The following is a 24474-nucleotide window of genomic DNA, read 5'->3' as shown; positions in this document are numbered from 1 at the left end:
CTACGAGACTTAGCTGCGAGCCGCTTGCGGTTTACTTGGTCGACGGCGAGCCGGCTTGCTTGTCGAAGGTTTATTGCCGTCGCTTCGTTGGCCGTTTGGCTTGTTACCACCGAAGTGACGTTTGTTCTTACCTGCCGGTTTATTGCCGCGTGCATTATCACCTGAGCGCTGACCGTCTTGGTGTCCTACTTTTGGCTTCTTCGGTTTCTTTGGTTTAATCGGGCGTGTATCTAGCCTTGATTCTGGTAGCTCGTTAACGGGTTTAAAACCTTCAAGCTCCATACGCGGCAAGATTTGTTGAATCAAACGTTCAATACCAAATAGGTCGATGGCTTCATCTGCCTCAACCAGGGAGATCGCTTTACCCACTTCACCTGCGCGGCCAGTACGACCGATACGGTGAACATAGTCTTCAGAGACATTGGGTAACTCGAAGTTAACCACTTGTGGGAGTTGTGGTATATCAATACCACGCGCAGCAATATCGGTGGCGACTAAGACGCGAACATCGCCCGATTTAAAATCAGCCAGTGCACGAGTTCGAGCACCTTGGCTCTTGTTACCGTGAATCGGTGCCGCGGTAATCCCTTGCTCATTAAGGTAATGCGACAGACGGTTGGCACCATGTTTAGTACGAGAAAAGACCAGTACTTGTCTCCAGTTACCATCGTTGATCAATTTCACCAGCATTGGCGCTTTTTTGCGTTTGTCAGCTGGGTAGATGCATTGTTCAATTGTTACGGCTGTCGAGTTTTCAGTATTGACCGACACTTCAACCGGGTCGTTCACTAAGCCTTTCGCCAATTGACGAATTTCAGCCGAGAACGTCGCAGAGAAGAGTAGGTTTTGGCGTTTTGCTGGCAACAAGTTAAGAATTTTTCTGATGTCGCGGATAAAGCCCATATCGAGCATACGGTCAGCTTCGTCCAGAACCAATACTTCGAGTTGGTCAAATTTAAGCGCGTTTTGCTGATAAAGATCGAGAAGTCGACCTGGTGTCGCCACCAATACATCACACCCTGGGCGTAGCTTAAGCATCTGTGGGTTGATTTTAACTCCTCCGAAGACTACTTGAGACGTTAGGCGTTGGTAGCGGCTGTACTTAAAAACATTCTCTTGGACTTGCGCAGCAAGCTCACGAGTGGGTGTTAGAACTAAAGCGCGAATGTGATTGTCTTTCACGCGCTGGCCATTGTCTAAACGTTCTAAGATAGGCAAGGTGAAACCAGCCGTTTTACCGGTACCTGTCTGCGCGGCCGCCATGACATCTTTACCTGCTAAAACGGCAGGAATTGCTTGCTCCTGAATAGGAGAGGGAGTGTCATAGCCTTGCTCTTCAATTGCTTTAAGAATCGGAGCAGAAAGGCCCAAGGAGGTAAAACCCATAGTATGTTCTCTAGATGGTAAAATCGGACAAATCGCGAGCAAATTGAAACTACGCGAAAAAGGGCGTCATTCTGCGCCCTTTAACGAGGAACATCAACCAAATTATCACGAAGCACGCTGAAGTCTTGCTTTATTTTGGTATACATACAGTGCGGTTGCGAGAACGATACCTGACAGAGTGCCATAAAGGTGAGCGTCAACAGCCACTTGAGCATTGATCAGGTCTTGAGTTGACTGTGATGCGCCCATGGCCAATTCCCAAGCAACTTTCACACAGACTCCGCCCACAAGTAACCAACTGCTCTTGCGTCCATTCAGCGCTTCTTGGAGGGCAAAATAAACAAATAAGCCGTGCAAGGTACCTGATAGGCCAACATAACTATTCATACTGCTAAAGAAATTGAGCATGCCGATAGCGGCGCTGGTCATGAATAGACAAAATAGCAACGCTTTGTCACTCGGTTTAAAAATCAAACCGATCATCCAAAGTCCACCTAAATTCATGGCTAAATGGGGGAAGTTGGTATGGGTGAAGTTTCCTGTTAGGATTCGCCACCACTGGCCATCCAAAATAAGATAACGCTGCCAATTAACGAAAGAGGCCTGCGGATCGAATTGTAAGCCGATGCAAACTAAGCTAATAACGATTAACAGAAAAAATACACGCACACTATGTCCCGATACTGTTCTCAATGCAAAAAATCACTCAAAGCTTGTATCTGTGAGTGGGTACAAAGCCTAACATCGAACGTTGAGTTGGTCATCCTCCAGCATCATAGCGAAACAAGCAAGCCGATGGGGACGGCAAGAATTTTGCAACTCTCATTAGCGAACTGCCACTGTTTAGTCGGGGAAGACTTCAGTGATAACACACAGCTCAACGTGTTGCTCAGCGATCCGCACTATTGCCATTTTGTTCTCTACCCAGGAGAGTCAGCCCTTGCTCACGGCGCAGTCGGAAAACGGAGTCAGGACAAAAAAGTCCGTGTTATTTTGCTCGATGGCACTTGGAAGAAAGCGTATAAAATGTGGCAGCTTTCAACCAACTTGCACGCTTTGCCTCTGATCCGTTTACCCGATCACCTACAAGGCAATTATCGTATTCGTAAAGCGCCAGGTGACAATAGCTTGTCAACGGTTGAAGCTGGTTATCATATTCTTTCGCTGCTCGAACCAGAGCAAGACTTCTCAGCGTTGATTCACACGTTTAATCAGATGATTGAGTTTCAAATCAAGCAAATGCCGCCTGGTGTATTTGAGAGTAACTATCTGCGTTAACCTGAAAATAGCGCAAAAGAGACTAAACTTAAGTTCAAAGGCATAGTTGTCAACCCGCCCTATGCCTCTTTCTACACCTCAACAAGTGAAATGCTGACGAACAGCGGTATGATCTATTCTTTACATTGCTGCTCAAAGATGCCGGGTGTAGTAACAAGGCTGTGCGTATTTGTGAACGCTACATGAGCGATGATCGTTCCTTTAAGCGCAACTACAAAATTAGTGAGAAGAGAACAGTTGTTGGTGCAATCTTTGAGCGTGCCCATCAGTCATGGATGAAATGTAATCGGCTATCACGCGGAAACCTGCGCTATTATTCTCGCACACTGACCATTTCTGCCGTACGTTGACTGGCAGCAAGCGTTCAGGATCGGCGCTCAGGGCTTCAAAAATATCCATAATGATTTGTTGGCCTTTGTATTCGACGACTTGAACGTGCGGGACTTGAATGACATAGTCACTAACGAAGCGTTTCAAGATGTTGAGCGCTTTATCCATGGTCGGTTCGAGTACGGCGCTGAATGCGAGCAGTTCACAATCAAATGGGGCCTCAACGGGTTTTATCGATATACTGGTCAGTAGCGCATTAACCATACCTCCGATGGCATCCTTACGTTGATAGTGTGTACCAGAAAAAAGCATGTCTGTAATCGAATCAATATGTTTTTCAAACCAGACATCGCCACATTCGGCAAGTTGACCTGCGGCCCCCTCTGTCCATTGGTGACGATTAATCATGCCGAGTACGAGGGCATCTTCAAGATCGTGAACGCCGTAGGCAATGTCATCAGCAAGTTCCATAATCGAACAATCAATGGACTTAAAGCGAGTTTTTTTATGCTGGTATTCAGATAGCGGTTCATCACGCATCTGACTAAACAGGATTTTGTCTTGCTTGCTCAATGGCGCTAATACCCAATCGAACAACGCTTTATCACAATCATATAAACCTTTCGCTGGCGCCCAATCGCGAGCACGCAGTTGACGTTGATGCGAGACACTTGCAGGAATGATAGCAGCACGAGTATGGCTAATTAACGCAGGGTATTTGATCAAACCTAACAAGGTACGGCGCGCAAGGTTCATACCGAACAGTTCTGTATAGGGCTCTAATTTGGTCACAATACGAAAAGTTTGTGCATTACCCTCGAAGCCGCCGTGTTCACGCATCATGTAATTAAGAGCGACTTCTCCACCGTGGCCATAAGGTGGATGGCCAATATCGTGGGCGAGGCAGATTGAGTCGATTAAGCTGTCACTCGGCAGCAAGTCACGAAATTTTGGTTGTTTCTTTTTAAGTTGCGCGACAATGCCAGTACCCAATTGAGCCGCTTCCAATGAGTGGGTGAGACGGGTGCGGTGAAAGTCATCAAAACTGTTACCGTGAACTTGGGTTTTAGCTTGCAGACGGCGAAAGGCCGCCGAATGGAGAATGCGTGCACGGTCTCGTTGGTATGGGCTTCGATGATCATCACGACGAATTTTATGTTCATCATCGTGACGGTCGTGCCATAAATCGCTGGTTGATATAACCATGGTTAATCTCTTTTCCTTGGATGCTAAATGAAAAGTAGAGGTTGAAATAACTCTATACTGAATAGCAAAGGATTGAAAGGATCGTTGGTGTCACAGGGATTATTAGGTGAACGAATAATCTGTACAAAGCATTAATATTCAATTGCCCCAAGCGAACGAGTAGGGAAATGAATATCAATATTAAAGAAGAAGGCGTGGTTAACCACATTGTTCGCTTTTTATTGATCTAAAAACTATTCCCACATTGGAGGTAGACGTTGTCAGAAAAATAAGGCATTAGCTAAAAACTTGGCTAATGCCTTAATGATAACTAGAAATGATATTCCACATTAGTCATGATTAATGTTTCATCATCGAGTTTCATTGATGCTGAACCATACTCATTGTTTACTTCGAATTCGCGAGTGTGATGTAAGTAACTGAATTCAGTTCCTACGCTCAAATCATCAGCAAGTCTATAAGTCAATCCTGTTTGAGCACCAACTACAATACCGTTTAGCTCTTTGTAATTACCATCATTGTCGCTAAACATTTCGTAGCCTAATTTACCACCAATAGTCCAGCCTAAGTTCTTAGAAATAGGCACAATATAGTCATATTTGCCGAATACGGTATTAATATCCGCATCATCAGGGTTATTATGCTCGTAAATAAGACGGCCGTGGTCGTATCCAATGCTGAACTTGTGTGTATTATTGACAATGGCCCCCCCTCGGACTCCATACACTAAGGATGCACGTAGGTCTTGCTTATTTGAACCAAACTCCGAGTCATAAGTGTCCATTTGGCCACTGATTCTCGCCCCTAAATCAAAACCAAGGAAGTAGTCATTAGTATTTCCTGCGTTGGCACTAAATGAAGAAAAAGAAGCTGCGATTAATCCTAAAGCGAACAGTTTTGAAGATAATTGTGTCATAATATAGAACCTAAAATATTTAATGCATGTGGTTGCAATCTTTATGATCTAGCATTTCTTTTTTTGATGGTAGTGAATTGCGAGGAAATGAAAGGAAGATTTGTTGGTTTGTGTTTTTTTATCTTTAAGCATCTGTATTTTAAGTATTTATTTATAAAGTTTTTTGATGTGCTATCTTGTCAGGGCGACCGCATGAATGTCTACATTTTCACCACATGACTAAAACTAGCGCTTAATACGGCCTTTAGCATGGTTGTGCTCATCATGCATCGCTTTTGTTTACCGACAATGCTCTTCAACCCTTTCCAGCAAGAGAAGTCACCATCAAGGTTGGTACTTGCAAAAACATAGCATTGGCGAGACTCTATACGTCCATACCCTGTTCAAGGCTGACAGTAGTATCTGCCACATTTGCTCGCTGAGATGAGAATGCTTTTTCCATCGCTTGTCGGAGTTTTTCTTGATTGCTCTTTACTGCAAGCAAGTAATCACCACCTTGCTCTACAATGGCTTTGGCTATATTAGTCTGACAAGCCATTGCATCAATGGTGACTAGGACTCCCTTGATATCAAGCATCTTTATCAGCTCAGGAATGGCCATTATTTCATTACTCTTTTGCTCAGTTTTTAACTGTCCCAACACAAGTTTGTTTGATGATGCATAAGCACTGATCATATGGATGGTGTTCTCCCGAAAAAGGGAGTGTATGATCACAGCTAAATGTGAGCGTCAAATTGATCATGAACTTGATTAAAAAACGTTCGCGATCTCGCTCTGGAGGTAGGTAGATGTTGTCAGGAAAAATAAAGCATTAGCTAAGTTTTTAGCTAATGCTTTAATGATAACTAGAAATGATATTCCACATTAGCCATGATTAATGTTTCATCATCGAGTTTCGTTGATGCTGAACCATACTCATTGTTTACTTCGAATTCGCCAGTGTGATGTAAGTAACTTAATTCAGTTCCTACGCTCCAATCATGAAATCTATAATTCAGTCCTGTTTGAGCACCAACTACAATACCGTTTAGCTCTTTGATGTAATCACCATCATTGTCGCTAAGCATTTCGTAGCCTAATTTACCACCGATAGTCCAGCCTAAATTTTTAGAAATAGGCACAATATAGTCATACTTGCCGAATACGGTATTAATATCCGCCTCATAAGGGTTGTTATCGTAACTAATACCTCGATAATCGTATCCAATACTGAACTTGTGTGTATTATTGACAATGGTTCCCCCTCGGACACCAAACGCTAAGGATGGAGCTAGGTCTTGCTTATTTGAACCAAACTCCGAGTCATAAGTTTCCATTTGTTGGCCAATGACCGCGCCTAAATCCAAACCAAGGAAGTAGTCATTAGTATTTTCTGCGTTGGCACTAAATGAAGAAAAAGAAGCTGCGATTAATCCTAAAGCGAACAGTTTTGAAGATAATTGTGTCATAAATAGAACCTATAATATTTAATGTATGTGTTGCATGTGCTTGCAATCTTTATAATCTAGCATTTCTTTTTTTGATGATAGCGAATTACGAGGAAATGAGAGGAAGATTTGTTGGTTTGTGTTTTTTTATCTTTAAGTTTCTGTATTTTAAGTGTTTATGTATAAGTTTTTTGATGCGCCATCTTTTAACTTTAAGTGTTGGCCTTCTCATAACAAGAGGTTTTTTATATTGATTTATAAATATCTTAGTAACAAGTGATTAGTAGTTGATAAAAATATTCTTATTGCTACAATTGAATAATGACCAATATTTACGCAGTGTAGAGTGTCAATTGAGAAAGAACGTTAAGAAAATATGTCGCAATGTCTACTTTGACTTTAACGGTCATAAAGTTGTTATTGATGACGAGACGAACGATTTAAACTATAACGAAGTCTTATTACTTGATTACATGTTAAAGAATGAAAATACTATTTTAGATAAAAGGACGTTAATCAAGATAGGATGGCCAGAAAATGTAGTGACAGAGTCATCATTGAATAAATCTATTAATAGGATTAGATCCATCTTTGAAAGTAAAAAATCAGTAAAAATAGAAACAATTACTGGTAAAGGTTACGTGTTAAGAATCGTTGAAAACCGCGCGTTAGACTTTATTTATAATAAAAATTTTTCTATTGTTATTTATGCTATATCGTTTTTGCTGGTGGCAAGCGCTTTATACATTTATTTAACTATCCCTAGTAATGATTATTATATGAGTGATGATTACCATTATATAGAATTTAATGAATCTGATTATAATAAACGCGTAATCTTACCAAATGATCAATCTCTTCCTCCCTATATATTGTCTAAAATTGAAGAAAATAAATGTGATTGTACTTTCCTCTACATTACCACAGTTGGAAAAAAATATGATCAATTGTCAGTATATGATCCTAAGAATAACGATGTGGTTAACTTTGTTTTTATGGAAGGTGAGGGAAAATGAAATTTATAACACTGATTTTATCATTGACTCTTTTTTTGGTTTCTTTGTGGATGAAAGGGAATGTTAATGTTGATGGTCGATATAAAAGTAAAACATTAGTATACCTTAATGAAGATTTAGTGGCAGAAGAGGATATAGATATCACGCTTGACCGAAAAAAGTTTGAGTCAATTTTATCGGTGAGTGGGAAAGGTATTGATGGCGTAGCGATATTTTCTAATTATGGCATCGTAGAAAAAAAGAGTGGTTTTGACTATAACATTTCTGCTCAATCAGAAGAGTTGCAACGTGTTAGTATCACGAATCAAGCGATGCTAGAACGTTACAGAGAACTTCACCTTAATTCAAAGTTAGCAGATAGTAGTTGGATAAAGTTTTTATATATCAATGATAATATTGTTCTTATTCAACAAAGTGAATCTAGCCGTGAGTATCTACTCTTTGTTCGTAATTCTAGATAAAAACGTTTATTTTCCTAAAATATTATCGTAAGCGTTCCCCCGACATTTCGCAGCCAAGTTAGGAATAAACCGCCTCATATACTGTCCAAGCATCGGTGTGGGTTACTTTTTTATCGTAAATGATAGTACAGAATGGGATGTAACCATAGGTCCTGCTTATACCTATACCAAGTTCGTTACGGTTGAAGAAGGTAATTCATCAAAAGCAAACAGTAGTGCATTTCAGCTCGAATCAAAGCCATCGATGCTACTGGTTTTAAGGTTTCCGTTGAAGGTGAATAGGAGGTTAAGAAGCATAGTTCTGACGGGCAGTGTCGAGTTTGGCGTAAGTTTCCTAGCGCAGTAGATACGCTTATCACAAACGTTCGCTCTCTGAAACAGCCATTTAATGAGTGACGCAGTTGCTAGTTGGCTAACTAAGCCTTATCGGTTAGCTGATCTCATCAAGAGAAAGCTCAAAACTTGGCGCGAAGGTATTAAGGAAATAGTCCATCTCTTCGGTGTAACGTTCTTTCAGCGTCACGTCCAAGCGCTTTTTAGCCAATGCATATTCATGGTTGCCCGCGCTGAGTTCTTCAAGACATTTTAAATAGGCGCAGATGGTATCCGCTTGCTTAACAATGGCTGCATCTTGAGGATGCGCTGACTGAGAGACCAAGTAAGGAGCAAAGTCTTCGCGAAATTCTTCAGGCAACATAGAAAGCAACTTTTGTTCTGCTGCCGCTTCAATCTTTTTGTACTCTTTGGCAATGTCAGGATTGTAGTATTTTACCGGAGTCGGCAAATCACCAGTGAGCACTTCGCTGGTATCGTGATACATGCCTAAAATAGCAATGCGTTCTGGATTGAGATCGCCACCAAACTTTTTGTTTTTGATCACGGCCAAAGCATGGGCTACAAACGCCACCTGTAGACTATGCTCAGAGATATTTTCAGTCGACACTGAGCGCATCAAAGGCCAACGCTGGATGAGTTTCATGCGAGCAAGGTGGGCAAAAAAATGGCTTTCCTTTGGGTTGGTATTGGGCATGGATGACTCCTAAGCGTTAAAAATAAAAGGGTGCTCGATGAGCACCCTTTAAGCATATGAAAAATAGCGTCTAATTACTACTGACTGTATGTTGATAAGAAACGTTCAAAACGACCAATCGCCATTTCTAAATCTTCAACATGTGGCAGCGTAACAATGCGGAAGTGATCTGGTTTCGGCCAGTTGAAGCCAGAGCCTTGAACCAACAATACTTTCTCTTGAATCAAGAAGTCGAGCACCATTTTCTGATCGTCTTTGATGTTATACCGTTTTGTGTCGATTTTCGGGAACAAGTACATCGCCCCTTTCGGCTTAACACAAGAGACCCCGGGGATCTGATTGATAAGCTCAAAGGCGCGGTCACGCTGTTCAAGCAGACGCCCGCCAGGTAATAGCAGCTCGTTAATACTCTGGTAACCGCCCAGAGCGGTTTGAATGGCGTGTTGCATCGGTACATTGGCACACAAGCGCATTGACGACAGCATGTCGAGTCCGTTGATGTAGCCTTGTGCTTGGTGTTTTGGTCCAGTTAAGAACATCCACCCGCCACGAAAACCACAAACACGGTATGCTTTTGACAGGCCGTTAAAGGTCACGACTAAGACATCTTCAGTCAGTGTGGCAACGGACGTATGAGTGGCGCCGTCGTAGAGCACTTTGTCGTAGATCTCATCAGCAAAAATAATCAGTTTGTGCTGACGAGCGATTTCGATCACTTCGAGTAAAAAATCACGACTGTAAACCGCGCCCGTTGGGTTGTTTGGGTTGATCAACACAATACCACGTGTCTTGGGCGTGATTTTTTTCTTGATATCGTCGAGATCTGGATACCAGTCGGCCTGTTCATCACACAAGTAATGCACGGCTTTGCCACCAGAGAGTGCGACCGAAGCCGTCCACAACGGGTAGTCGGGTGCTGGGACCAACATTTCGTCGCCGTTATTGAGTAAAGCTTGCATTGCCATGACAATCAATTCAGAAGCGCCGTTACCGATGTAGACATCTTCAACATCAAGGGAGCGTATTCCTTTACGTTGGTAATGTTGCACTACGGCTTTACGTGCTGAGTAGATACCTTTCGAGTCACAATACCCTTGTGAAGTTGGTAGGTTACGAATCACGTCGACCAGAATTTCGTCAGGGGCGTCAAAGCCAAATGGTGCGGGGTTACCAATGTTTAGCTTTAGTATTTTATGCCCCTCTTCCTCCATGCGCTTAGCATGTTTAAGTACTGGACCCCTAATGTCATAGCATACATTGTCGAGTTTTGACGACATCCCGATATTTTGCATTGAATAAAACCTGAATTTATTGACATTCCTTTATTAAAGTAACTTAAAATGAGGTTGCTTAGAATAAAAATCTGAGCCAATGGCGATAATTCCTGCTTTGTAGCACGCCCGTTATCACAGGAATATACAAAACATGACTGACACCCTTGATTTGAGTAAGGTCTATAAATAGAGTAGCGAGGTAAAATAATTAATAACTCCTATGCATACGAGGCTGATTTGTCTGACTTTCATCAAGCCGTTTCTGAACTGATTGAACGCGCTAAGGAAGCGCAACAGGGTGTAAACCGTCTGGTTCAAGTTCTTGAAAAAAAACCGGACTTTGCATTTATCGACTGGTTGGACGCTCAACCAGTGTTCCCAAAGTTTTATTGGCAGTCTCGTGATACTCGTGAAGAAGTGGTCGCCTTAGGCCAATTGCACACCTTTGTCGATCCCGCTCCTGCGTATACTATTTTGGCTGATGATCAACGCGTTTGGGGTGGGCGTTCGTTTGACGGACAAACGGATAAAAACCGCCGCTGCATGTCGTCATTTTTTTTCCTCCCGCAAATTGAGCTGATTCGCTTTGATGACCAATGGTCACTTGCGATCAACTTGAATAGCGAGAAGCAGCGTACTCTAGCGAGCTTGTCTAAACTTGAGTTTGATGTTGCACCACTGCGAGCCATTTCATCGCATATTGAATCAATTCAACATATTCCTGAGCAACACCAATGGTCTGATTTGGTCAACAAAGTGTTGCAAGGTATCGAAAATGAACAGTTTAAGAAAGTGGTATTAGCACGTAAAACGACCTTAACTTTGGATAAGCCCCTATGTGCGGCACAACTGCTAAAGTCGAGCTATCTACAAAATCATCACAGCTTTCATTTTTTGCTCGCCCTTGATAGAAAACACTGTTTTATCGGTTCCACACCTGAGCGACTTTATGCCCGTCAAGGGCAAGAGCTCAATACGGAGGCGCTGGCTGGCACCATTGGGCGTGGCCAAAATGCCGCTCAGGATATGGCGCTGGCCAATTGGCTTACGAGTGATAGCAAAAATCTCAACGAAAACCAGTATGTTGTCGATGATATTATTGACAGACTGTCACCACATTCAGATCAGGTGTCAGTAGAACAAGACACAAGATTAGTTCGATTGCGTAAAGTCCAACATCTCAAACGCAACATTCGTGCTCATCTACATAAAGGCACTAACGGTGTTCAATTGCTTGAGGCGTTACAGCCGACGGCGGCTTTGGCGGGTTTGCCACGTAAAGCGTCGATGGCGTTTATTCAGCAGCATGAACCGTTTGCACGCGGCTGGTATGCAGGTTCAATGGGGTTCATTAGCCATCAACGCGCAGAGTTCTGTGTCGCGATTCGCAGTGCCTTGGTAGTGGATGATCAAGTTCAGCTGTTCGCTGGTGCGGGCATAGTGCCGGGGTCGATAGCCGAACACGAGTGGCAAGAGCTGGATAAAAAGATGTCGACGCTGCTGTCACTGATTTCAGACCATCCTTCTTTGGGAGTGGCTTCATAGATGATGACCAAGGCAATAGAACAGGCGGTGATCAATCGTATTTGGTGTCAAACCTTGCTTGAAGAGCTAACCCGTTTCGGTGTTAGCGATATTTGTATCGCTCCTGGTTCACGTTCGACACCTTTAACTTTGGAAGCAGACGAGAATCAAAAGCTCACCCTGCACACTCATTTTGATGAGAGAGGTTTAGGCTTTCTTGCGTTAGGGTTGGCCAAAGCCAGCAACAAACCGGTCGCTATTGTTGTGACTTCAGGTACCGCCGTAGCCAATTTGCTTCCGGCGATCGCAGAAGCTAAACTTACCGGTGAGAAACTCGTGGTATTAACCGCAGATAGACCACTTCAATTGGTCGGTTGCGGTGTTAATCAGGCCATTGTTCAGTCGGGGATATTTTCTCACCATGTCACCGCAGCGCTGGATCTGCCGAGTCCAAATTTACTCACGCCGCTTAAATGGTTACTGACTTCGATTGATCAGTTGCTGATTCAACAGAACAAGCAGGGCAGTGCGGTACACATTAATTGCCCCTTCCCAGAACCGCTTTATAGTGAACAGCCAAAAGCGCTTTATCAAGACTACCTTGATGAAGTGGCTCGATGGCAGCAAAGTAAGCGCCCTTACTGTCAGCAGTGGTATGCCGAGCGGCAAGCGGCTGTACCGACTGCAAGCTTTGTCGATAAGAAAGGCGTCATCGTGCTGGGTAGTGTGACCGTTAGTGAAGCTAAAAAAGCGCAGCAATTGGCACACAAACTGGGTTGGCCACTATTGTGCGATCCCCAATCTGGTGTTTGTTCTGATTGGGCGCACTATGACTTGTGGCTGCAAAATCACCAACGAGCCGAGATCATTAATCAATGTCAACTGGTGCTGCAAGTGGGCGCGCGAATTATCTCTAAGCGGCTAAATCAATGGTTAACCGAACAAGTTGAATGGCGCGATGCTGATTATCATTACCTTTCGCCTAATGGCGCGAGAAACAATCAAGCGCATTTAATGCAGGTTCATCATCAGTGTGAGATTGGCTGTTTTTTTGACTCATTAGTGGCGACATGGCCAACTATAGGCCACACCACAACCGGGTGGGCTGATAGCTTGACTGAAGTTGCGGAACAGATTGCGTTGCTGGCTCTTACCCATTTAAATCGTAACGCTAATGTCGATGAAATTGCATTGGCATTGACGGTCGACAAACTTCCAAAATCAAGCCAGATCTTTTTCGGTAACAGTTTATTTGTTCGTCTGGTTGATATGTTTGGTCGCCTTGATGGTTATGAGGTTTACTCAAATCGAGGGGCGTCAGGAATTGATGGCATCATTGCCACTGCAGTGGGTGTAATGCGGGTGACAAATCGCCCGACAACGCTATTCATTGGTGATACTTCAGCGCTGTACGATATTAATTCGCTCGCCCTGCTCACCAAACAAACTACCCCTATGGTTATCGTGGTCACCAATAACGACGGTGGCGCGATATTTGACTTGTTGCCAGTTCCAGAGCAGCAGAAGCAAACTTTGTATCAGATGCCACATGGTTATGGCTTTGAATTTGCGGCGAAGCAATTCAAATTAGGTTATACGCGGCCACAAACCTTGGCAGAGTATCAACACGCCGTTGAGGTGCATTTGAGTAGCGGTAAAGGGGCGTTATTAGTCGAGATCCAAACGCCGGCCAATCAAGCATCAAGCCAACTTAAAGAGTTTGTGCGTCAAGTTCATGCTTTATAGTCGCGCCAGTGCCAACATTCATACCACTCACCAAGCTGTGCTGGTGTTTTTGCACGGTTTATTGGGTTCAGGACAAGATTGGTACTCAGTGACCGAGCACCTAAGCCCACGGCCATATATTTGTCTTGACCTACCGGGTCATGGCATGAGCGCTCTTGACGCTTGTTGTCATTTTGGTGATTGTTGCAAGCAAATTTCTGACACACTCCTTACTCATATTATGCCGCACCGGCCTATAGTGCTGGTGGGCTATTCACTGGGCGGTCGGATTGCGATGTCTGGGGTTGTAAATGGCGACTTTTCCCAACTCAATGTGCAAATGTTGATCGTCGAAGGGGGAAATTTTGGCCTTTCGCATCGTGATGGAAAGCAAGCGCGATGGTTAAGCGACTGTCAATGGGCGGCGCGGTTGCGGAATGAACCGATTGAACAGGTGTTAACCGATTGGTATCAACAGCCGGTATTTAGTTCGCTAAACCATGAGCAAAGACAACAACTGGTAACGAAACGCAGTGCTAATCTTGGCCCGTCGGTGGCGAATATGCTCGAGGTGACCTCGCTCGCTAAACAAGATGACTTACTTGATGGACTAAAACGTACACGAGTAAAAGCACATTATATTTGTGGCGAAAAAGATCATAAGTTTAGTCAGTTGGCTAAGCTAAGCGGTTTGTCTTTTAGCCAGGTAGTCAATGCTGGGCACAATGTTCATTTAGATCAGCCACAAGCATTTGCAGACATAATCAATGCTCAGTTGAAGCTTAATGGTTTGAGCTGAGTCACTAAGTAACAGAATAGGAATCACCATGGCAAAAACAGTCGGTATCTCAGAAGAAGAACTTTATGCACCCGTAAACTGGAATGACTGCAGCGGTGAATATGAAGATATTCAGTACCACAAATCGGCAGATGGTATTGCCAAGATCACCATCGCCCGTCCGCAAGTTCACAATGCATTTCGGCCACAAACTGTCAAAGAGATGATTAATGCGTTAGCGGATGCTCGTTATGACGAAGGGGTGGGCGTTATTATCCTGACGGGGCTTGGAGAGAACGCATTTTGCTCTGGTGGCGATCAGAAAATCCGTGGTGATTACGGCGGTTACCAAGACGATTCAGGCACTCACCACCTCAACGTGCTCGATTTTCAACGTCAAATTCGTACCTGTCCTAAACCTGTGATTGCTTCAGTAGCAGGTTGGGCTGTGGGTGGCGGTCATGTATTACACATGATGTGTGATCTTACTATAGCCGCTGAGAACGCTCAGTTTGGTCAAACTGGGCCTAAAGTAGGCTCATTTGACGGCGGTTGGGGAGCGTCGTACATGGCGCGTATTGTTGGCCAGAAAAAAGCGCGCGAAATTTGGTTCCTATGCCGCTTTTATGACGCCCAGGAGGCGTTAGATATGGGGTTGGTTAACACGGTTGTGCCCATTGAATTGTTAGAGAAAGAGACCGTACGCTGGTGCCGAGAGACCTTGCAACATAGCCCAATGGCGCTGCGTTGTCTTAAAGCAGCGCTGAATGCTGACTGTGATGGTCAAGCCGGTCTGCAAGAGCTAGCGGGCAATGCGACGATGATGTTCTACATGACGGAAGAGGGGCAAGAAGGCCGTAATGCGTTTAATGAAAAACGTCGCCCTGACTTTAATAAGTTCCCACGTAATCCTTAATGCTTGTCGATTTGGCTAATTTCGCGTTACGCGCCAACTAGACGGGCGCGTAATGCAATAGTGATACTTCCGAGCATCACGGATTGGCATTGGGTGGAAACAAAATCAATCATCATCAATCTAACTGCTAAGGTTAGAGGGTGATAATAATGATAAAAGAAAAGGACTAAGCTATGAGATCAGCCAAACTCTATCGCTATGAATTGCCGATGGACAGTGGGGTGATTTTGCGAGAGCAACGATTAACGGTGCGAGAAGGGTTTATTGTTGAACTGGCACTGGATGACAAAATAGGTCGTGGTGAAATTGCGCCGTTGCCAGGTTTTAGTCTCGAGAGCCTCGAGGAAACTTACGCTCAAGTGGTTGAGCAACTTGCTCTGTGGTCACAAGGTGTTGAACTTGATTTAGAGCCACTGTTTCCTTCCGTTGCATTTGGTTTGTCGATGGCGCAACTTGAGCTTGATGGTATTTTGCCTGAGCAAGGCTGTTATCAAGCCGCGCCGTTATGCTCAGGTGATCCTGATGAACTGTTGCCAAAACTCAATGCGATGACCGGAGAGAAAGTCGCCAAGATTAAAGTTGGCCTTTATGAGCCGATTCGTGATGGTATGCTTGTTAGTCTATTTTTGGAGTCGATTCCCGATTTAACATTGCGTTTAGATGCCAATCGCGCGTGGACGTCAGAAAAAGCACTGCAGTTCGCTAAGAAAATCGCCCCATCACTGCGTCAACGTATTGCGTTTATTGAAGAGCCTTGTCAGTCGCCGGGCGACAGCTTTTCGTTTGCCATCGCTACCGGTATTGCCATCGCTTGGGATGAAACGTTGCAACATTCTGTGCGCAAAGATGACTTTAAACTGCAAGATTACAATGGTGCTAAAGCGATCATTATTAAACCTACTTTGATTGGCTCAATTGAGCGTTGCGCCGAGTTAATCGCCACTGCCAAATCGCTAGGCATTAAAGCCATCATTAGTTCGAGTATTGAGTCGAGTCTAGGCTTAACTCAGCTTGCACGGCTTGCTGCATGGCAATTACCGCAAGAGACCCCAGGATTAGACACGATAGGGTTGTTTGCTCAGCAGTTGGAAGTCGCGTGGCCAGGCTGTGAGCTTCCTGTCGTACCACTTAACCAACAAGCGCTTATCTGGCAGTCATGAGCTCCTTGCTTAAACACTGGGCTCATCAGAGCCCTTTATTGCCTGCTTTGATCACACCGACACATCAATACACTTGGCGTGAGTTAGCCGATAAGGTTGATCAAGTGGCCGCAGGGTTAACACAGCAGGGAATCGAAGCTGGCCATGTGGTCACCAGTGTTGGCAAGAATAGCGTTGAGCAGTTGATGGTTTACTTAGCGTGTCTTGAATTAGGCGCGATTAATGCGTTGACCATGCCGCAGACAAAAAGCGAACTTGACGTTAAATTAGCGACCCTCTATCAAGATCCGCGCGAGTCCCATGTTTGGTTTACTCAGCCATTATCATCCGCGTCTTGTACGGCCACTATTACTCTTGAAGCCGAGCATATTTTTCAAACCGATCATGCGCCGATGTCGTTACACCCTGATGTGCAAAGCCGCTATGATCAAGATGCATTAGCCTCGATTGTCTTTACCTCTGGCTCAACAGGAACGCCGAAAGCGGTGGCGCACACTTCTCGTCAGCACTTTGCTTCTGCGCAAGGGTTATTGGCCGTTTTCCCGTTCAAGCAAGGTGATTGTTGGTTGCTCAGTTTACCACTTTATCATGTGTCGGGATTGGCGATTGTCTATCGTTGGTTATTGAGTGGTGCAGGTCTTAAAGTTGGTAGTGGCGAGTTAAGTCAAGATATTCAAGGTGTCACACACGCCTCGTTAGTGGTGACTCAATTGCGAAGACTGCTCGACAGTGCGCAGCCGTTACAATTACAGCAAGTGTTGCTTGGTGGTGGCCATGTTGATCATAGGTTAAGTCAGCAAGCGGCGCAGCGAGGGATTGAGACCTGGCTGGGTTATGGCTTAACCGAAGTCGCCTCTACGGTAACGGCTAAGCGAGTTGATAGCACGTATAGTGCAGGTCGTCTGCTAGCAAAACGGCGTTTAAAGCTAGAGGGACAACGAATCTACATTGGAGGTGAAACCTTAGCGGCGGGTTACTATCAATGTGGACAGTTAACACCCCTAACCGCCAATGGTTGGTTTGATACTAAGGATTTGGGTGAGTGGTTAGGAGACGAATTAAGCATTATTGGTCGAGCTGATAATCAGTTTATTTCTGGCGGTGAAAACATTCATTGTGAAGAGATTGAGCAAGTATTAAATCGGCATCCTATGATTGATTTCGCCATCGTTGTGCCAGTTGAAGATCTCGAGTTTGGTCATCGCCCGGTGGCGGTCATAATAACGGCCGATGGTTTTGATAGTGGCATCATGCCTGAGTATCTTGATAGTCATCTAAGCCGATTCAAGTGGCCCATCGCCTACTATACGATGCCAGCGGGTTTAAACGAGAATGGCATTAAAATCTCACGCTATGCCGTAAAGCAGTGGTTGACATTGAATTATCCAACTCAGTGATAATACGGTGTGATCAAAAATGTGTTATTGCTGCCATACACTGTCCTTGCAAGACCCGACTCGTGTCGGTATAGAAATTGTTGAATCTGAATAAATTCATGACTTTGAGCGGATGAGCGAAGTCTGTAATCATTTTAGAAGGATGGAGGTGACGATTATTGTTGATGACTTGCAAGGTTTCTATCTAGGAGAACTGGCAACACTCACTTAGTTAATTTGGTAATTTCATAGTGCCAATACGAATTTAGTAATCATATAACCCTGATTCATAATAAAGCCAATATAAAGGGGATTAGGGTATAACGATGTTAAGAGTCGGCTTGATCGTAGCGATTATAGTGCAAATTATAATCGCGATTAATAGTGACGGTTTGCTTCGTTCATTAATGGAGTTATCAGCGTTTGTCTCAACCCTAGTGCTAGTGCGAAATATCAAGCTTGCGAGCCGAAGCAAAAGTGTCCACCAAGCCAGAGAGCATTAATGCAGTGTTAACCACGCCAGCGAACTGGCCGAAATCAATCCCCACAAGATCACGCCAAATAGCAAGGGCTTTGGCCCGGCGCTTTTTAGCTTCCCGAAAGAAATACCACAGCCAATCAAAAACAGACATACCACCAATGCACGTTTTGCGATGTCGAAGATCGCTTGGTACACCAACTCAAACTGTGGTAGAAAATCACTCACCGCAATAGCCGCGCAATAAAAGAAAATAAAGTAAGGTATGGTTATTTTCTTCGAATCATTGCGAAACAAAAAAGCGCTGAACAGGGCCACTGGAATGATCCACAATGCACGAGCTAATTTTAACGTGGTTGCGGTAGTCAGCGCTTGCTCACCGTAGGAAGACGCAGCACCAACAACCGAAGACGTATCGTGAATTGCAATCGCCGCCCAAGTGCCAAAGGTGGTTTGGTCTAGATTGAGTGCATGGCCGATGACCGGAAACACAAACAAGGCAATGGAGTTAAGAATAAACACCGTTGCTAGTGCTAATCCTACTTGGTCATCTTTGGCTTGAATCGCGGGAGCAACGGCGGCAATTGCACTGCCGCCACAAATCGCTGTTCCTGACGAGATTAAATAGCCCGTTTCCCGGTTCAATCCGAGTAACTTTGCTAACCACCACCCCATCAATAACGTGCCCATGATCGTTGCAACAATCAGACCTATGCCGTCTGAAGTCACGGCAAGGGCTTGTTGAAACTGGATACCAAACCCTAAACCTACAATCGAATACGCAAGTAGCTTTTTGGTGATCTTGGCAAGGTTAACGGTGGTGGGGACTAGACCTAATGAGGCTAACAAGAAACCGATCACTAGCGCCGTTGGTGATGAAATAAGTGGCGTTAAACAGATCGTCGCGGCAATCCAAAAGGGTGATGACTTAGAAAGTGAGTTCATAATCAGTAAGATATTTTATGTGAGGACGCAGTGTATCTAAAACAGCGCGCTAAAGAGAGCCGATTGTATTGAACAAGCGTTAAGAAAAACTTAACGCTTGTGGTTAGCAAATGGTCGGTGGTTAACGCCAATCGCCGCGCAGTTGTGCAACTTTTTGTTGCATCATTGTAGTAGACGCTAATTCGGGAGGGACAGGTTCGCCCACTTCTATTTCAATACGAGACCAGTAACGTCTTGGCAGCCCCTGACACGCCTTGCCTTTGTGTCGACTGAAATAGCTTCCCCACATGCCTTTTAACGCAATAGGAATAACAGGTACTGGGCTGCGTTTCAAAATGATGTCCATACCGCGCAGAAAAGGGTGGATTTCGCCGTCAGGGGTTAGGCGACCTTCTGGGAAAATACACACGATGTGCCCTTGCTTAAGGGCATGTTCAACTTGATTGAAAGCGCGAATGATCGAGCGGCGGTTGGTGGCCGAAATAGGAATGACTCCTGCGCGGCTAAGAAAATTTTTCAGCGCTGGCGTATTGGCGTACTCTTCTTCCATGACAAAACGAATCAAGCGTGGACAGACGGCACTAAGCAACAGGGCATCCATATAACTGACGTGGTTACAAATCAGTAATGCGCCTTGTTTTTCTGGTAAGTAGTGCAAGTTCTTATGCGATACACGGTACATAGTATGGGTCAGCACCCACAGCAGAAAGCGTACGACAAAGATCGGCACTTGAATAAACAAATAACTCGCAACAAGGAAGTTCAATATTGCCAGTAATAGGAAGAGTTGAGGAATCGTCAGTTCTAAAAGTGACAAACAGACGATACCCAGAACCGCACTGCCGACCATAAACAGTGAATTGAAAATATTGAGTGCGGCAATCACTTGAGCGCGTTGTTTTACTTGAGCGCGTTGTTGCATGAGGGCGTAAAGAGGCACAATGAACACGCCACCTGACACTCCAAGTAGTAATAGGTAAGCAAACAGTGGCCAAAGTGGTGAGTAGTGAATCAATTCACGAAAGCTCGTTATGTTCGGCATAGTCTCAGGTGTAGAGGTGGCCATTAAAGCGCCAAAGACGGTAATGCCTAAGCTACCCAAGGGGACGATGCCCACTTCGATACGATGATTGGATAATTTGTCGCAAGCAAGCGACCCTATCGCAATTCCGATAGAAAACAGGGCCAGCAGGAAGGAGACTGCACTTTCACTGCCGTTGAGGTGTAGCTTGGTAAAGTTTGGGAATTGAGTTAAGTACGCCGCGCCTAGAAACCAAAACCAGCTAATCGCCATCAGTGCTTTAAATATAGTAGGGTCAGCCTTGGCAATGGCGATGGTTTGTTTGGTCTGTTTAATTGGCTGCCAGCGAAACTTGAGGTTAGGGTTGCTTGCTGGCGCACAAGGGATCGAACAGCTTGAAATATAGCCCAGAAGAGCAAATACAATGACGCACGCGGCGGCAACATATTTAGCATCATCGGCTGAAGCAATCACTCCAGCGCCCAGTGTGCCAAGAAGAATCGCTAAGAAGGTACCTGTCTCGACTAATGCATTACCAGGTACTAATTCATTGGCTTTTAATTGTTGGGGTAACAGGGCATATTTGACCGGACCAAAGAAGGCGGATTGTGTGCCCATCAAGAACAGTAATATCAGCAGAATAACGTAGCTCTCGGTGATAAAGCCGATAGCGCCCAGGCACATGATGCCAATTTCAGCCAATTTAACTTTACGGATAAACCAGGATTTTTCGTATTTATCCGCTAATACCCCAGCCGACGCAGAAAAAAGGAAAAAAGGTAAAATGAACAGTCCGGCGGCGAGGTTAATAAATAAATTGCTTGATACGGGTAAAGCCCCAACACCTGCGAAAGCCACAAACAACAACAACACATTTTTAAAGATGTTGTCATTAAATGCGCCAAAAAACTGGGTGATGAAGTATGGAAGAAAGCGCTTTTGCTTCATCAAAGAAGCTTGATTTTGTGGCATTGTTTAGCCTTAGTCGTTTAATTTACCAGTTGCTTAAGTAATGAGACAAAAGATTACTAATCAATTCTTTACCGTCGATAGGCTCAGCGGAAAAAAATTTATCGTCGACGCTTAAGAGCGTAATACCATGTACGCCAGACCACAGAACACGGCTCGCTCTAAGCACATCAGAAGCGCTGCGTTGTGGCGCGAGTGTTTGAAGTAAGTCCTCTAACATATTGGTCATGGCGTTAATTCTTTGCGCCTGCCACTCTGGCAGTGGGTCGCCATTCATGTTGTGCTCGAAAATTAATTGCCAGCGATGAGGATGACGCAGCGCAAAATCGTGATAGCAGTAAGCTAAATCATACAGTGCAGTCTCAGCATCTTGGCTGCGCTTTACTACGGCGCTTGCGTCGGCTGAAAGCTCATCCAAAGTTTGGGCAACGGTGTGCAATAAGAGTAGGTTATAGCTGCCGAAAATATTGACTAGAGTACTTGGTACATAACCAATCATATTCGCAATTTTTCTCAAGCTTAACTCATGATAAGAGTGGGTTGTCAAAAACTTTTTGACGGTATTAAGCGTGAGCGCCACCAGTTCTTCTCGAGTATGATCGTTTCTTCTAGCCATGATAAAAATCTGTAATGAACAACGTTCAATATTTTATGAGCGAAGTGAGAGAGCGTCAATGTTGTCGATCATTATTTGCAATATTCTGATACATCAAACTGCAATGTTTTAGTTGAAACTGGTGAGCTGGGCGTTACTATGGTGTGATAAATAAAAGACTTAATCCGATTAAGAACCTTAAGGAAGAATATGAAACGACTCTTTTCCCTTGTTGCACTACTTATGGTCTCAGTCGCGATCACCCCGATCGCTGAGGCTAAAAAGTTCGGAGGCGGCAAATCTTTTGGCAAAAGCTTTAAAACAGCGCCTGCGCCAAAACAGCAACAACAGAACACCAATACGCTAGGCAAAGACCAAACCACAAAAACTCAATCAAGCAAGAAGGGGTTAATGGGCGGGTTAATGGGCGGCCTACTTGCAGGCGGTCTACTTGCGGCCTTTTTTGGTGGCGCGTTTGAGGGTATCCAATTTATGGATATCTTGATCATGGGCTTGATTGCTTTTGTTATCTTCAAGTTGATGCGCAGCATGCTTGGTGCTAAGCAAGGTAGTATGAACCAACATCGTCAGCAACCTGCGTTTGGCGGTTCTGCGTCTAAATTTGAGCAACCGAACATTCATAACTTTGAGCAACCGCAAGTAGGCGCTAACCAAGGTGGCTTTGGTTTTGGTGCTCAAACGGACGTTCCGCACCGTTACCCTGAAGGATTTGATCAAACTGCCTTTATCAACGGTTCACGTGAACACTACCGAATTTTGCAAGGTGCGTGGAATCACAACCAGCTTGAGACGATTGAAGAGTACGTGTCACCAAGCTTGTTTGCCGACCTACAAGCGGAGCGAGCTAAGCTTGAAGGTGAGCAGCATACTGACGTCATGTATGTCGACGCAGAAATTGTTCGTGCTGATTGCGATGCAAACAAAGCACAGTTGAGCCTGCAGTTCAGTGGTCGTTACCGCGACTCAGTGGAAGGTATCGAAGAGAACATCGAAGATATTTGGCACTTAGAGCGCGACTTAACGGTACCGAATGCACCGTGGCTGATTGTTGGCATTCAAGGTTAATCACCATCGATTTAAACAACGCCTGAGCTCATAGCTTGGGCGTTTTTGTATTTGAGTAGATAATAGTGAGGCTGTTACACTTTACCCACTAAAACAATAATTGAAAGGTAATTAAAGTGGCTGAATTTAAATATAAAAATTTATCTCAACAAGAACAAGACAAACTCGATGCAGCGGTATTTCGCCGTTTGCTGGCTCACCTAGATGACAACAAAAACGTGCAAAATATCGACTTGATGATCTTGGCCGGTTTCTGTCGTAACTGTTTTAGTCAATGGTATAAAGCAGAGGCTGACAGCCAAGGCGTAGCGATCGAGATTGACGATGCACGTGAGCGTGTTTATGGCATGACTTACGACGAGTGGAAACACAATCACCAAACGAAAGCAACACCAGAGCAATTGGCGGCTTTTGAGGCACGTCAAAATAAACAATAAATAAAAACGCCATTGATGATAACTCAGTGGCGTTTTTTCTATCGAGTCTTCAAATGCTTATGCGCTCAGCTCACCTGTGGCTTCAAAGGTTTCAAGTTTTGCGAGATAAGGTTGCAGATCGCCAATATTGTCTTTGATCCACTGTTGGTTGTAATAAGTATCCAAATAACGCTCACCGCTGTCACACAGCAGTGTCACAATAGAGCCTGTTTCACCACGTAATTTCATTTCACTGGCGAGTTGTAAAACGCCATATAAATTGGTGCCCGTGGAGGCCCCCACTTTACGTCCTAATATTTTCTCTAGCCAGTGCGCTGTGGCTACCGAGGCCGCATCTGCGATAGTACGCATTTCATCGACCACACCAGGAATAAAACTTGGCTCGACACGAGGGCGGCCAATCCCTTCAATTTTGCTGCCACATTCGCCGATAAGATTTTTGTTGCCAGTGCGAAAGTAGTCATGAAACACTGAATTTTCAGGGTCAACGACGCACAGTTTCGTATCGTGCTTTTGATAACGAATAAAGCGGCCAATGGTTGCTGATGTACCGCCAGTTCCTGGGCTCATGACTACCCACGCTGGAATAGGATGATCTTCTAATTCCATTTGGCTAAAAATAGAGTTAGCAATATTGTTATTACCGCGCCAGTCGGTGGCACGTTCAGCGTAAGTGAACTGATCCATATAGTGGCCGTCGAGTTCTTTCGCAAGGCGACGTGACTCAGCGTAGATTTGATCCGAGCGGTCAACTAAATGTGCCTGACCACCATAAAATTCAATTTGTTCGATTTTTTTACGTGCGGTGCATTTGGGCATCACTGCAATAAACGGCAGCCCGAGAAGTCGTGCGAAGTAGGCTTCAGAGACGGCAGTACTGCCAGATGATGATTCAATAATCGTGGTTTCTGGCCCGACCCAACCATTACAGATGGCATAGAGAAACAGCGAGCGTGCCAGACGATGTTTGAGCGAACCGGTTGGATGGGTACTTTCATCTTTAAGATAGATATCAATGCCGGCAACACTGGGTAAATCAAGCTTAATTAAGTGAGTATCAGCGCTACGCTGGTAATCGGCTTCAATTTTACGTACCGCGTTGTTAATCCAGTCATGATCAGTACACATAGGTTTTCTCC

At 44.5% G+C, this 24474-nt stretch carries 23 protein-coding genes and 1 pseudogene; 12 read left to right on the top strand and 12 right to left on the bottom strand.

Features of this window, described 5'->3' with window-relative positions; genetic code table 11:
- Positions 1-9: 9 nt before the first annotated feature.
- Positions 10-1386 (bottom strand): DEAD/DEAH box helicase, encoded by a 1377-nt coding sequence (locus CDZ87_RS02135; protein WP_100751967.1) that lies wholly within the window; start codon positions 1384-1386, stop codon positions 10-12.
- 105 nt (positions 1387-1491) lie between these two features.
- Complete coding sequence (rrtA, locus tag CDZ87_RS02130; RefSeq protein ID WP_100751966.1) at positions 1492-2055, bottom strand: rhombosortase; 564 nt, start codon at positions 2053-2055, stop codon at positions 1492-1494.
- Between the two features lie 3 nt (positions 2056-2058).
- Between rrtA and CDZ87_RS02125 the strand changes: the two genes are divergently transcribed.
- Positions 2059-2664 carry a tRNA-uridine aminocarboxypropyltransferase gene (locus CDZ87_RS02125; RefSeq protein WP_100751965.1) on the top strand — a complete coding sequence of 202 codons (606 nt, stop codon included), beginning with the start codon at positions 2059-2061 and terminating at the stop codon, positions 2662-2664.
- 219 nt (positions 2665-2883) lie between these two features.
- Here the strand turns inward: CDZ87_RS02125 and CDZ87_RS02120 are convergent, their stop codons facing one another.
- The 4 genes and pseudogenes from CDZ87_RS02120 to CDZ87_RS02105 all read right to left on the bottom strand — a co-directional run bounded on the left by CDZ87_RS02120 (position 2884) and on the right by CDZ87_RS02105 (position 6565).
- The gene (locus CDZ87_RS02120) at positions 2884-4200 is read right to left on the bottom strand and encodes an anti-phage deoxyguanosine triphosphatase (protein WP_100751964.1); all 1317 of its coding nucleotides are present in this window, start codon (positions 4198-4200) and stop codon (positions 2884-2886) included.
- Positions 4201-4510: 310 nt separating this feature from the next.
- Complete coding sequence (locus CDZ87_RS02115; protein ID WP_100751963.1) at positions 4511-5116, bottom strand: outer membrane beta-barrel protein; 606 nt, start codon at positions 5114-5116, stop codon at positions 4511-4513.
- 200 nt (positions 5117-5316) lie between these two features.
- Positions 5317-5810, bottom strand: a pseudogene (locus CDZ87_RS02110) (ISAs1 family transposase); the annotation flags it as partial.
- A gap of 152 nt (positions 5811-5962) precedes the next feature.
- Positions 5963-6565, bottom strand: a complete 603-nt coding sequence (locus CDZ87_RS02105; RefSeq protein ID WP_100751962.1) for a transcriptional regulator — start codon at positions 6563-6565, stop codon at positions 5963-5965.
- 332 nt (positions 6566-6897) lie between these two features.
- On the opposite strand from CDZ87_RS02105, the gene CDZ87_RS02100 reads away from it, so the two are divergent.
- From CDZ87_RS02100 to CDZ87_RS17535, 3 genes are all read left to right on the top strand, one after another.
- Positions 6898-7560, top strand: coding sequence for a winged helix-turn-helix domain-containing protein (locus CDZ87_RS02100; RefSeq protein ID WP_157806445.1), 663 nt, complete (start codon positions 6898-6900; stop codon positions 7558-7560).
- Positions 7557-8021 carry a hypothetical protein gene (locus CDZ87_RS02095; RefSeq protein ID WP_100751960.1) on the top strand — a complete coding sequence of 155 codons (465 nt, stop codon included), beginning with the start codon at positions 7557-7559 and terminating at the stop codon, positions 8019-8021. The genes CDZ87_RS02100 and CDZ87_RS02095 overlap by 4 nt, the downstream gene beginning before the upstream one ends.
- Before the next feature lie 97 nt (positions 8022-8118).
- Entirely contained in the window at positions 8119-8367 is a 249-nt protein-coding gene (locus tag CDZ87_RS17535; RefSeq protein WP_245834630.1) for a DUF481 domain-containing protein, read from the top strand.
- 84 nt (positions 8368-8451) lie between these two features.
- Here the strand turns inward: CDZ87_RS17535 and yfbR are convergent, their stop codons facing one another.
- Together yfbR and CDZ87_RS02075 are read right to left on the bottom strand one after the other, a co-directional pair.
- Positions 8452-9051: a 5'-deoxynucleotidase gene (yfbR, locus tag CDZ87_RS02080; RefSeq protein WP_100751959.1), complete on the bottom strand. Its 600-nt coding sequence runs from the start codon at positions 9049-9051 to the stop codon at positions 8452-8454.
- Positions 9052-9128: 77 nt separating this feature from the next.
- Complete coding sequence (locus CDZ87_RS02075; RefSeq protein WP_100751958.1) at positions 9129-10343, bottom strand: pyridoxal phosphate-dependent aminotransferase; 1215 nt, start codon at positions 10341-10343, stop codon at positions 9129-9131.
- A 219-nt stretch (positions 10344-10562) separates the two neighbouring features.
- Between CDZ87_RS02075 and CDZ87_RS02070 the strand changes: the two genes are divergently transcribed.
- From CDZ87_RS02070 to menE, 6 genes are all read left to right on the top strand, one after another.
- Positions 10563-11870 (top strand): isochorismate synthase, encoded by a 1308-nt coding sequence (locus CDZ87_RS02070; protein WP_100751957.1) that lies wholly within the window; start codon positions 10563-10565, stop codon positions 11868-11870.
- Positions 11871-13595, top strand: a complete 1725-nt coding sequence (gene menD / locus CDZ87_RS02065) for a 2-succinyl-5-enolpyruvyl-6-hydroxy-3-cyclohexene-1-carboxylic-acid synthase (protein WP_422641432.1) — start codon at positions 11871-11873, stop codon at positions 13593-13595.
- Positions 13585-14373, top strand: coding sequence for a 2-succinyl-6-hydroxy-2,4-cyclohexadiene-1-carboxylate synthase (gene menH, locus CDZ87_RS02060; protein WP_100751956.1), 789 nt, complete (start codon positions 13585-13587; stop codon positions 14371-14373). Before menD ends, menH begins: the two co-directional genes overlap by 11 nt.
- A 28-nt stretch (positions 14374-14401) precedes the next feature.
- Complete coding sequence (menB, locus tag CDZ87_RS02055) at positions 14402-15268, top strand: 1,4-dihydroxy-2-naphthoyl-CoA synthase (protein WP_100751955.1); 867 nt, start codon at positions 14402-14404, stop codon at positions 15266-15268.
- Positions 15269-15441: 173 nt separating this feature from the next.
- Positions 15442-16428, top strand: a complete 987-nt coding sequence (gene menC / locus CDZ87_RS02050; RefSeq protein WP_100751954.1) for an o-succinylbenzoate synthase — start codon at positions 15442-15444, stop codon at positions 16426-16428.
- Positions 16425-17825 (top strand): o-succinylbenzoate--CoA ligase, encoded by a 1401-nt coding sequence (gene menE / locus CDZ87_RS02045; protein WP_100751953.1) that lies wholly within the window; start codon positions 16425-16427, stop codon positions 17823-17825. Before menC ends, menE begins: the two co-directional genes overlap by 4 nt.
- Positions 17826-18303: 478 nt before the next feature.
- Here the strand turns inward: menE and CDZ87_RS02040 are convergent, their stop codons facing one another.
- The 3 genes from CDZ87_RS02040 to CDZ87_RS02030 form a co-directional block, all read right to left on the bottom strand.
- Positions 18304-19227, bottom strand: coding sequence for a YeiH family protein (locus tag CDZ87_RS02040; RefSeq protein ID WP_100751952.1), 924 nt, complete (start codon positions 19225-19227; stop codon positions 18304-18306).
- A gap of 121 nt (positions 19228-19348) precedes the next feature.
- Positions 19349-21220 (bottom strand): MFS transporter, encoded by a 1872-nt coding sequence (locus CDZ87_RS02035; protein WP_100751951.1) that lies wholly within the window; start codon positions 21218-21220, stop codon positions 19349-19351.
- 22 nt (positions 21221-21242) lie between these two features.
- Positions 21243-21833: a TetR/AcrR family transcriptional regulator gene (locus tag CDZ87_RS02030; RefSeq protein ID WP_100751950.1), complete on the bottom strand. Its 591-nt coding sequence runs from the start codon at positions 21831-21833 to the stop codon at positions 21243-21245.
- Positions 21834-22022: 189 nt separating this feature from the next.
- Here CDZ87_RS02030 and CDZ87_RS02025 point away from each other — a divergent pair, with 189 nt between their 5' ends.
- Complete coding sequence (locus CDZ87_RS02025; protein WP_100751949.1) at positions 22023-22898, top strand: Tim44 domain-containing protein; 876 nt, start codon at positions 22023-22025, stop codon at positions 22896-22898.
- A gap of 116 nt (positions 22899-23014) precedes the next feature.
- Positions 23015-23335 carry a DUF1244 domain-containing protein gene (locus tag CDZ87_RS02020; RefSeq protein ID WP_100751948.1) on the top strand — a complete coding sequence of 107 codons (321 nt, stop codon included), beginning with the start codon at positions 23015-23017 and terminating at the stop codon, positions 23333-23335.
- Between the two features lie 57 nt (positions 23336-23392).
- On the opposite strand, the gene CDZ87_RS02015 is transcribed toward CDZ87_RS02020, so the two are convergent.
- A complete protein-coding gene (locus tag CDZ87_RS02015) occupies positions 23393-24463 on the bottom strand; it encodes a PLP-dependent cysteine synthase family protein (protein WP_100751947.1) in 1071 nt (356 codons plus the stop codon).
- Positions 24464-24474 lie beyond the last annotated feature (11 nt).

This window comes from Vibrio salilacus, assembly GCF_002811245.1.
GTDB lineage: Bacteria > Pseudomonadota > Gammaproteobacteria > Enterobacterales > Vibrionaceae > Vibrio > Vibrio salilacus.
The sequence above is the reverse complement of the archived record's forward strand: the minus strand, read 5'-3'. Positions and strand labels throughout refer to the sequence as shown.

What these genes read in the sequence shown, in the direction of transcription:
- CDZ87_RS02135 (WP_100751967.1), bottom strand. Translation starts at nt 1,386, where the DNA reads ATGGGTTTTACCTCCTTGGGCCTTTCTGCTCCGATTCTTAAAGCAATT.
- CDZ87_RS02125 (WP_100751965.1), top strand. Translation starts at nt 2,059, where the DNA reads ATGTCCCGATACTGTTCTCAATGCAAAAAATCACTCAAAGCTTGTATC.
- CDZ87_RS02120 (WP_100751964.1), bottom strand. Translation starts at nt 4,200, where the DNA reads ATGGTTATATCAACCAGCGATTTATGGCACGACCGTCACGATGATGAA.
- CDZ87_RS02115 (WP_100751963.1), bottom strand. Translation starts at nt 5,116, where the DNA reads ATGACACAATTATCTTCAAAACTGTTCGCTTTAGGATTAATCGCAGCT.
- CDZ87_RS02105 (WP_100751962.1), bottom strand. Translation starts at nt 6,565, where the DNA reads ATGACACAATTATCTTCAAAACTGTTCGCTTTAGGATTAATCGCAGCT.
- CDZ87_RS02095 (WP_100751960.1), top strand. Translation starts at nt 7,557, where the DNA reads ATGAAATTTATAACACTGATTTTATCATTGACTCTTTTTTTGGTTTCT.
- yfbR (WP_100751959.1), bottom strand. Translation starts at nt 9,051, where the DNA reads ATGCCCAATACCAACCCAAAGGAAAGCCATTTTTTTGCCCACCTTGCT.
- CDZ87_RS02075 (WP_100751958.1), bottom strand. Translation starts at nt 10,343, where the DNA reads ATGCAAAATATCGGGATGTCGTCAAAACTCGACAATGTATGCTATGAC.
- menD (WP_422641432.1), top strand. Translation starts at nt 11,871, where the DNA reads ATGATGACCAAGGCAATAGAACAGGCGGTGATCAATCGTATTTGGTGT.
- menH (WP_100751956.1), top strand. Translation starts at nt 13,585, where the DNA reads ATGCTTTATAGTCGCGCCAGTGCCAACATTCATACCACTCACCAAGCT.
- menB (WP_100751955.1), top strand. Translation starts at nt 14,402, where the DNA reads ATGGCAAAAACAGTCGGTATCTCAGAAGAAGAACTTTATGCACCCGTA.
- menC (WP_100751954.1), top strand. Translation starts at nt 15,442, where the DNA reads ATGAGATCAGCCAAACTCTATCGCTATGAATTGCCGATGGACAGTGGG.
- menE (WP_100751953.1), top strand. Translation starts at nt 16,425, where the DNA reads ATGAGCTCCTTGCTTAAACACTGGGCTCATCAGAGCCCTTTATTGCCT.
- CDZ87_RS02040 (WP_100751952.1), bottom strand. Translation starts at nt 19,227, where the DNA reads ATGAACTCACTTTCTAAGTCATCACCCTTTTGGATTGCCGCGACGATC.
- CDZ87_RS02035 (WP_100751951.1), bottom strand. Translation starts at nt 21,220, where the DNA reads ATGCCACAAAATCAAGCTTCTTTGATGAAGCAAAAGCGCTTTCTTCCA.
- CDZ87_RS02030 (WP_100751950.1), bottom strand. Translation starts at nt 21,833, where the DNA reads ATGGCTAGAAGAAACGATCATACTCGAGAAGAACTGGTGGCGCTCACG.
- CDZ87_RS02025 (WP_100751949.1), top strand. Translation starts at nt 22,023, where the DNA reads ATGAAACGACTCTTTTCCCTTGTTGCACTACTTATGGTCTCAGTCGCG.
- CDZ87_RS02015 (WP_100751947.1), bottom strand. Translation starts at nt 24,463, where the DNA reads ATGTGTACTGATCATGACTGGATTAACAACGCGGTACGTAAAATTGAA.